Origin of the sequence: Nocardioides sp. NPDC057772 (assembly GCF_042798075.1) — a bacterium.
In the GTDB taxonomy this organism is placed as follows: domain Bacteria; phylum Actinomycetota; class Actinomycetes; order Propionibacteriales; family Nocardioidaceae; genus Nocardioides.
Genome location: NZ_JBHVKN010000042.1, coordinates 22,656 through 30,797, shown reverse-complemented (window position 1 = coordinate 30,797; position 8,142 = coordinate 22,656). Strand labels below are relative to the sequence as shown.

Annotated in this window: 8 protein-coding genes; 4 read left to right on the top strand and 4 right to left on the bottom strand. The window is 72.2% G+C overall.

All coding sequences use genetic code 11. The annotated features are described in order from the left end of the window. The 3 genes from ACFVJS_RS10190 to ACFVJS_RS10180 form a co-directional block, all read right to left on the bottom strand. Positions 1 to 686 (bottom strand): PTS sugar transporter subunit IIA (locus ACFVJS_RS10190; protein ID WP_378879062.1); only part of this gene is annotated, 686 nt, incomplete at its 3' end. Beyond that, entirely contained in the window at positions 686 to 1,639 is a 954-nt protein-coding gene (locus tag ACFVJS_RS10185; RefSeq protein ID WP_378879059.1) for a 1-phosphofructokinase family hexose kinase, read from the bottom strand. The genes ACFVJS_RS10185 and ACFVJS_RS10190, both read right to left, overlap by 1 nt. Then, positions 1,636 to 2,403, bottom strand: coding sequence for a DeoR/GlpR family DNA-binding transcription regulator (locus ACFVJS_RS10180; protein WP_378879057.1), 768 nt, complete (start codon positions 2,401 to 2,403; stop codon positions 1,636 to 1,638). The genes ACFVJS_RS10185 and ACFVJS_RS10180 overlap by 4 nt, the downstream gene beginning before the upstream one ends. Positions 2,404 to 2,525: 122 nt before the next feature. Here ACFVJS_RS10180 and ACFVJS_RS10175 point away from each other — a divergent pair, with 122 nt between their 5' ends. Further along, positions 2,526 to 4,202: a phosphoenolpyruvate--protein phosphotransferase gene (locus ACFVJS_RS10175; RefSeq protein ID WP_378879054.1), complete on the top strand. Its 1,677-nt coding sequence runs from the start codon at positions 2,526 to 2,528 to the stop codon at positions 4,200 to 4,202. A 24-nt stretch (positions 4,203 to 4,226) separates the two neighbouring features. Then, complete coding sequence (locus ACFVJS_RS10170; RefSeq protein ID WP_378879051.1) at positions 4,227 to 4,661, top strand: SRPBCC family protein; 435 nt, start codon at positions 4,227 to 4,229, stop codon at positions 4,659 to 4,661. Here the strand turns inward: ACFVJS_RS10170 and ACFVJS_RS10165 are convergent. Further along, the gene (locus ACFVJS_RS10165) at positions 4,658 to 5,833 is read right to left on the bottom strand and encodes an Ig-like domain-containing protein (protein ID WP_378879048.1); all 1,176 of its coding nucleotides are present in this window, start codon (positions 5,831 to 5,833) and stop codon (positions 4,658 to 4,660) included. The genes ACFVJS_RS10170 and ACFVJS_RS10165 overlap by 4 nt on opposite strands. A 99-nt stretch (positions 5,834 to 5,932) precedes the next feature. Here ACFVJS_RS10165 and ACFVJS_RS10160 point away from each other — a divergent pair, with 99 nt between their 5' ends. Further along, a complete protein-coding gene (locus ACFVJS_RS10160) occupies positions 5,933 to 7,447 on the top strand; it encodes a DUF3375 domain-containing protein (protein WP_378879045.1) in 1,515 nt (504 codons plus the stop codon). Further along, the gene (locus ACFVJS_RS10155; RefSeq protein WP_378879042.1) at positions 7,444 to 8,142 is read left to right on the top strand and encodes a DUF4194 domain-containing protein; all 699 of its coding nucleotides are present in this window, start codon (positions 7,444 to 7,446) and stop codon (positions 8,140 to 8,142) included. Before ACFVJS_RS10160 ends, ACFVJS_RS10155 begins: the two co-directional genes overlap by 4 nt.

The window sequence follows — 8,142 nt, the reverse complement described above, 5'->3', positions numbered from 1 at the left end:
GCGAAGATGGCCGCGTCGGCCTTCGCGATCGTCTCGGCAGGCAACGGGGTGGCCCCGGCGGATCCCTGGGTCTCGACGGCGATCTCGACCCCGGCCCGCGCGGCCGCGGCCTGGAGGGCCTCGGCGGCCATGTAGGTGTGCGCGATGCCGGTCGGGCAGGCGGTCACCGCGACGAGCGAACGCTTCTTCTCAGGAGCCGCTTGCGGAGTCGTGGCCGGGCTCTGGGCGGCTGGCTGGTCGCCGACCGCGTCGAGGATGGTCCGGGCGGCCTCCTCGGCCGAGTCGGTCTCGCGCAGCATCCGGCCGAACTCGGGACGGGCAAGCGCCCGGGCCAGCTTGGTCAGGATGGTCAGGTGGGTGGCGTCGCCGCCCGCGGGGGCGCCGATGAGGAAGGCGAGGTCGGCCGGACCGTCCTTGGCGCCGAAGTCGACCGACGGCGAGAGGCGGGCGAAGGCGACCACCGGCTCGTCGACCCCGGACGTACGGCAGTGGGGGATCGCCAGGCCACCGGGGAGTCCGGTGGCCGAGACCTCCTCGCGGGCCAGAGCGTCGGCGACCAGCGCATCGAGGTCGGTGGCACGGCCGGAGTCGGCCACGCGCTGGGCCAGGGCACGGATGACGTCGTGCTTGTCGGTGCCGAGGTCGGCGTCGAGAGCGACGAGCTCGGGGGCGATGAGTGCGGACATCAGAGTCCTCCGGTGATGGGGTCGAGGTCGCGAACCGACACGAGATCGGCGCGGACCTGGGGTGGGGTGGGGAGGGTGGTGCCGGGGAGGCCGGCGGCTGCACTGCCGTACGCGACGGCGAGCCCGAGACGTTCAGGCGCGGAGAGTCCGCGCAGGTCGGCGAGGAGATAGCCGAACAGGGAGCTGTCGCCGGCACCGACCGTGCTGACGACCTCGGTCGGCGGCGGGGTGGCGTGCCAGGTGCCTTCGTCGGTCACCAGGACGGCACCGTTCGCGCCGAGCGTCGCGAGCACCGCGGTGACGCCGCGATCGACCAGCGTCCGGGCGGCGGACGCGGCGGCGGCCGGGTCGTCGAGGGAGTCGGACCCGGTGATCGAGGCCAGCTCCTCGGCGTTGGGCTTGAGCAGGTCGGGTGCACCGTCCGGGAGCCCTGCGGCGAGTGCCTCGAGGGGTGCCTCGCTGGTGTCGACGGCGATGCGGGCGCTGGTGGCACGGAGCGCGCTCACCACCTCGGCGTACCAGCCGGCAGGAGCACCGGGCGGCAGCGACCCGGCCAGGACGACCCAGCTGGCGAGCTCCGCCTCCTGGACGAGCCGGCCCGCGAGGGCGTCGAGCAGCGCCGGGGTCGCCGTGGTGCCGGGACCGTTGAGCTTGGTGGTGGTGCCGTCCGGCTCGGTCACGGTGGTGTTGATCCGCGGCCGGCCGGCGGGGCCGACCGTGACCACGTCGAGGCCGGTGGCTCGCAGCTCGGTGACCATCGGGTCGAGGTCAGGGCAGGGGACGACGGCGCGCGTCGCCACCCCGGCGGCGTACGCAGCGCCGGAGATGTTGACGCCCTTGCCGCCCGGCTGGGAGCTGGTCGCCGTGGCACGCAGCACCTCTCCGCGGCGCAGCGGGCTGGTGAGCATCACGGTGTGGTCGATGCTCGGGTTGGCGGTCAGCGTGACGATCATGCGATCCGCACCTCCAGGCCGCTCTCGCGCAGCTCGTCGGCGACGTCGTCGTCGATGTCGCTGTCGGTGACGAGGACGTCGACGTTGCCGAGCGCGGCGAAGCGCAGCGTGGTCTCCACGCCGATCTTGCTCGAGTCGGTCAAGCACACGACCCGGCGGGCGGCGTTGACCAGCGCCCGCTTGGTCGCGGCCTCCTCGTGGTCCGGGGTGGAGAGACCGTGGGCGAGGGTCAGCCCGTTGGTGGCGACGAAGCAGACGTCGACGCGCAGACGGCTGAGTGCGTCCACGGTCTCGGCGCCAACGGCTGCCTGGGTGGCCGGACGGACCCGGCCGGGGAGCAGGTGCAGCTCGATCTGAGGGCTGCCGGCCAGCATCGCAGCGACGGGCACGGCATGGGTGACCACCGTGAGCTGGTGGTCACGGGGGAGGGCGTGGGCGAACCTGCTGGTGGTCGTCCCGGCGTCGATGGCGATGGTGCCGCCGGCAGTGGGGAGAAGGTCGAGCGCGGCCTGGGCGATGCGGTCCTTCTGGGCGGTGAAGGTCTGCTCCCGCTCGCCGAGCGCGGACTCGAGCACGGCCATGGTCTCCACCGGCACCGCGCCGCCGTGCACCCGGCGGACCAGGCCGCGGCGCTCCAGCGTGGACAGGTCGCGGCGCACGGTCTCGGTGGTGACCTCGAACCGCTCGGCGATGTCGGCCACGGATATCCGCCCGCGCTCGGCGACGAGACGGGCCGTCGCGATCTGTCGCTCCTCGGCGTACATCGCGGCCTCCTTCAGGGGTCGGTGTGGTTTCGAGTGGATTTCGGGCCTGTGAATGCCCATATATGTTGTTTTATGCCCGAATGTGTTGACTCGTCAAGGGGTTAGGGCAGATATTTGTGGCCATGGTCACGTCTCACTCATCTGTCCTCTCCGGCACTCCGGTGGTCCCGGGGATCGTGCTGGCGCCCGTCCACGTGGTGCGGACCGAGGTCGATCCCGCCGCACTGGAGGCCTTCGAGCGGCGCGGCTTCGACCAACCCGAGGACGCCCTGGCGGCCTACGAGACGGCCGCCACCGCCGTCGCCGACGGGTATGCCCGTCGCGCCGAGACCGCATCGGGGGCCGCCGCGTCCGTGCTGAGCGCGAGCGCGGGCCTGGCCCGCGACAAGGGGCTGCGCGTCGCCGTCGAGAAGCACCTGCGTGCGGGCGAGGGACTGGTCGCCGCCGTCGGCGCTGCGGTGGAGCAGTTCGCCACGCTGTTCAGCGGGATGGGCGGCCTGATGGCCGAGCGGGTCACCGACCTGCGCGACATCGAGCGCCGGGTCCTCGCCCACCTCGCCGGCGAGCCCGAGCCCGGCGTGGACGTGCCCGAGGGGACCAGCGTGCTGGTCGCTGCCGACCTCGCGCCGTCCGACACCGCAGCCCTCGACGCGGCCCGGGTGGTCGCCCTGGTGACCGAGCGAGGCGGGCCCACCAGCCACACCGCGATCATCGCCCGCCAGCTCGGCATCCCGTGCCTGGTCGGCGTGGCCGGCGCGACCGGCATCGCCCCGGGCACCCTGGTGCTCGTCGACGGGCAGGCCGGCATCGTCGACCTCGAACCAGGCCCGGACGCCGCCGCCCGCGCCGAGGCCGACCTCGCCCGGCGCCAGGCGGTCGCCGCCTGGACAGGTCCGGGGCGCACCGCCGACGGCCACCCCGTCGCACTCCTCGCCAACGTCGCCGACGGCTCCTCCGCACGCGACGCGGCCGCCGGACAGGTCGAGGGCGTCGGTCTCTTCCGCACCGAGCTCTGCTTCCTCGACCGGCGCGAGGAGCCCACCGTGGCCGAGCAGGCCGACGTCTACGCCGAGGTGCTCGTGCCGTTCGCCGGCCGCGGTCACGTGGTCGTCCGCACCCTGGACGCGGGCTCGGACAAGCCGATCGCGTTCGCCACCCATGAGGGTGAGGAGAACCCTGCCCTCGGTGTACGCGGCCTGCGGCTCGCCGCCGACAACCCCGGTCTGCTGGAGCGCCAGCTCGACGCCATCGCGATCGCCGCCGAGCGCACCGGCGCCGACACCTGGGTGATGGCGCCGATGGTCGCCACCGTCCAGGAGGCGGCCGACTTCGCGGGACTGGTGCGCGTCCGCGGCCTCAGGCCCGGCGTCATGGTCGAGGTCCCGGCGGCCGCGCTGATGGCCCATCGGATGCTGGAGGTCGTCGACTTCCTCTCGATCGGCACCAACGACCTGACCCAGTACGCCATGGCCGCCGACCGGCTGGCCACCGATCTGGCCCACCTGACCGATCCCTGGCAGTCCGCGGTGCTGCAGCTCATCGCCATCACCGCCGAGGCGGGACGTACGGCCGGCAAGCCCGTCGGGATCTGTGGAGAGGCCGCCGCCGACCCGCTGCTCGCGCCGGTGCTCGTCGGCCTGGGCATCACCTCGTTGTCGATGGCTCCTGCCGCCGTGGCCGCGGTCGGCGCCCGGCTCGGGTCGGTGAGCGCCGGGCTGTGCGAGGACGCCGCCGAGGCAGCGCTCGGCGCGCTGTCGCCCGCGCTGGGCCGCGACGCGGTCGCGACGCTGCTGGGCTGATCGGTCCCCGTGCACACTGGGCTCATGCCCGCGCACTACGTGTTCGCCGAGACCTGGGAGCTGCCGCTGTCGCCGGAGGCGGTACGTGACGTGCTGCTCGACGTCGAGCACTACCCGCAGTGGTGGCCGCAGGTGCGGGCGGTGGCGAAGCTCGGTGAGGACGACGCGCTGCTGTTGTGCCGCTCGGCATTGCCGTACGACCTGGAGATCGTGCTGCACGCGGTCAGCCGCGACCTGCCCACGCTGGAGGTCGGTCTCGGCGGTGACCTGGACGGGTTCGCGCGCTGGACCCTGACACCGGCGGAGCGTGGGAGCCGGATGGTGTTCGAGCAGGAGGTCGTCGTACGCGGCCTGCTCGGTCTGGCCTCGGTCGCGCTGCGGCCGGTCCTGACCTGGAACCACCGGCAGATGATGCTCGGCTGTCGGAAGGGGCTGGTGGCCGCGGTCGGCTCCGCCTAGAGGGCGGAGCCCTTCTGGTATTCGGCCCAGGACAGGTTCCAGTCGCCGAAACCGTTGTCCCACTCCATCTTCCGGTCGGTGCCGGTGGTCTCGACGACGTCGCCGATGCGGGCCAGGCCGTAGAGCCAGGCGGCGTTGGCGGTGGAGAGGCCCGTGCAGCCGTGGGACACGTTGGCATAGCCCTGGGAGCCGGTGGACCACGGCGCGGCGTGGATGAACTCGCCCGAGTTGCTGATCCGCATGGCGTACTCCACGTCGTCGAGGGAGTAGTAGTCGCTCGAGCTTTGGTCGGAGATGCCGATGGTCTCCGAGCGCATCTCCTTGACGCGGTGCTTCTCGGAGATGACCTTGATCCCCGACCGCGTGGTGAAACCGGGCTTCCCGGTGGTGATCGGGATCGTACGCAGCAGCTTGCCGTTGCTGAAGACCTTCATCTGATGCGTACGCGCGTTGACCTTGAAGACGTGCGCGTCACCGACCTTGTAGGTGGCGGTGCGGCTGTGCTGGCCGTAGACGCCGCCGCCGGCGGAGGCGCCGTTGATGTCGAGGTCGACCTTGATCGTGGTGCCGGGCTTCCAGTAGCGCTGCGGACGGTAGCGGGCCTCGGTGTCGGAGACCCAGTGCCAGGTGCCGGTCTGCGCCGGGGTGGAGGTGACGTGCATGCGCTTCTCGAAGGAGGCGTGGTCCTTGACCGGGACGTCGAAGTAGACCGCGACCGGCATCCCGATGCCGACCTCGGACTTGTCGACGGGGACGATCGTGGCGAAGGTCTGCTGCGCCAGCGAGAGCGAGCGGGTGGTGAAGCTGCTGGTGACCTCGCCGGTCTCCCCGGTGGCGGTGACGGTGTAGCGCAGCGCCGGGTCGAGCAGGTCGTTGGCCGTCCAGGTCTTCTTGTCAGCCGACAGCGATCCCGGCACGGTGCGCCCGTCGGGCTTGGCGACCTTGACACTCGTGAACTCGCCCGAGGTCGCGGTCACCGTGACGGTGGTGTCGACCGGCACATCCTTGGCGCCGTCGGCGGGGGAGATCTGGGCGGTGAGGGCCTTCGGCGACGGCGACGCGGTCGACTCGCCCTTCGAGGCCGAGTCCGGGGTGTCGGGGATCTCGGAACAGCCGGAGAGGACGATCAGGGCCACCGAGGCCACGACGACAGGGAAGGAACGAACCCGCATGGGATAACTATGCGGTAGGCGGCAACCGAATTCTCGGCGTGTCCGCGCGTGTATTGAAGGTTGTGGTGTTGTCGGTGCCGCCACGTACGGTATCTGCCGATGAGTGACACTCGCGTCGAGGCGGCGTACGCCGGGGCTCTGGCCGCCTTCAAGAACCCGATGCTCGACCTCCTGCACGGCCGGTTCGCGCCGTTCGTGGTGGCGGTGCTCTCGGTGACCTTCACCTCCGAGCGGGCCGCGGTCCCGGTGGTGGACGCGCACGCCGAGATCGGCGACATGCTCGACCGGCTCCGGGCCACTGGCTACGCCGAGGGGGAGGGCGGCGAGGTGACGCTCCCGGTCGGCACGGCGCGTGACCTGTGCCGCCAGTGGGTGCGGGCCGGCTGGCTGCTGCGCCAGATCGAGGGCGAGGACGAGGTCTACCGGCTCTCCGCCCATGCGGTCGGCGCCCTGGAGATCGCTGGACGCGCGAGCGGGTCGCGGGCGCGGGTCTCCGAGTCGCGGGTCCGGACGCTGCTGGAGGCCGTCGAGCGGCTCGCCCAGGACGCCGACCCGGACGTGCTCACCCGGGTGGCCCGGCTGACCGAGGAGATCGCGCAGCGGCGCGCCGAGATCGCCCGGCTGGACCGCACCGGCGTGGTCGACACCGTCGACGACGACACCCTGCTCGAGCAGGCCGAGAACATCCTCCATCTGACTCGTGAGCTCCCGGCCGACTTCGCCCGCGTGGTCGAGTCGATCCGGGCGATGCAGCGCGACGTGGTCACCGACCTGCGCCAGGACGTACGCCCGGCGGGTGAGGTGCTGCGCGAGTATCTGCAGCGCGGCAAGGACGTGATGGCCTCCACGCCGGAGGGCAAGGCGTTCGCCGGTGCGCTGCGGATGATCGGTGACCCGCGCCGCCTCGACGACCTGGCGGCCAACCTGCGCACGGTGCTGCGCCACCGGTTCACGAAGGCGATGGGGCCCGCCGAGCGGGCCGAGCTCGCCGCTGTCGGGCGGCGGATCGAGACCGGTGTCGCCGAGGTCCTGGCCGCCCAGCAGACCGCCTCCCACGTGATCACCACCCAGGTGCGTACGCACGACCCGGCCCGCGACCGGCAGGTCGACGACCTGCTGCGTGACGTCATGGTCGGCTTCCAGGCATGGATGCCGTCCTCGCGGCCGGCCGAGGCGGTCGAGCCGCTACGTCGGCTGCCGGTCGCCGACCTCGGTCACCTGCGCCAGTCGGTCAGCGAGCTGCGGCCGCCCGAGCCGCCGGCGCCCCTGGCCGACTGGCGAGACGTGGAGAGCGCCGTCGAGGACACCAAGGCCTGGGGCGGCCCGGGCTACCGGGCGATCGAGGCCCACCTGGACGCCTACCTGGCGGCCCACGCGGGCGAAGGACCGGTCGATGTGGCCGACGTGTTCGCCGCCGCGCCGGAGGAGATCCGGCGCCCGGTCGACCTGCTCGGGCTGCTGGAGATCGCCCACCGGCGCGGGATGGACGAGACGGGGGAGATCTCGACGATCGAGGCGGTCCGGGCCGACGGGGTGCGCCGCAGGTTCGCCTTCGGTGGCGTGCGGGTGAGGACTGAAGACGGCGACGAGGCTGGAGAAGGGGACGGGCGTTGAGCGAGACGGTGACACCGACCGAGGGTGAGCCTCAGGTTGAGGTTGAGGGTCAGGAGGTGGCCTACGGCAGCGATCCGGAGGGCTTCATCGAGCCCGTCTCGATGGAGGACGACCCGACCGAGCTGTTCGTCGGCGACCGCGGCGTCCTGGACGCCGACGTACGCCGGGTGCTGGTCCAGCTCCTGCGCCGCCGATTCCTCACCGCCGAGAAGAGCCCGCGCCAGTGGCGTACGTTGCTCGAGAACCAGGCGGTGATCGAGTCCCGCCTACACGACCTGTTCGTCCGGCTCGTGGTCGACCACGACCGCGGCATCGCCTACAAGCGGCAGGTGCGTTCGGAGGAGCTGGACGTGCCGGTGCTCCTCAAGGACGACGCCTACTCCCGCGCCGAGACGCTCGTGCTGGTCCACCTGCGCACCGTCTTCCAGCGCGAGCGCGGCTCGGGGGAGAGGTCGGCGCGGGTCGACGCCGACGAGCTGGAGCAGACCGTGCTCACCTACTTCGACGTCGCCAGCGGCGACGCCGCCGCACGCCGCGAGATCCGCCGGGCCGTCGAGCGGCTCGCGCGCGAGGGGCTCCTCGAGGAGGAGTCGGAGGACCGCTACCGGATCACGCCGCTGGTCGAGATCGTGCTGAGCGTGGAGAAGCTCGCCGAGCTCAAGGCATGGCTGAAGGAGCAGGAGACCCAGCAGTGA

Coding starts and splice junctions, on each gene's coding strand:
- ACFVJS_RS10175 (WP_378879054.1), top strand. CDS start 2,526: ATGGTCACGTCTCACTCATCTGTCCTCTCCGGCACTCCGGTGGTCCCG.
- ACFVJS_RS10185 (WP_378879059.1), bottom strand. CDS start 1,639: ATGATCGTCACGCTGACCGCCAACCCGAGCATCGACCACACCGTGATG.
- ACFVJS_RS10180 (WP_378879057.1), bottom strand. CDS start 2,403: ATGTACGCCGAGGAGCGACAGATCGCGACGGCCCGTCTCGTCGCCGAG.
- ACFVJS_RS10170 (WP_378879051.1), top strand. CDS start 4,227: ATGCCCGCGCACTACGTGTTCGCCGAGACCTGGGAGCTGCCGCTGTCG.
- ACFVJS_RS10165 (WP_378879048.1), bottom strand. CDS start 5,833: ATGCGGGTTCGTTCCTTCCCTGTCGTCGTGGCCTCGGTGGCCCTGATC.
- ACFVJS_RS10160 (WP_378879045.1), top strand. CDS start 5,933: ATGAGTGACACTCGCGTCGAGGCGGCGTACGCCGGGGCTCTGGCCGCC.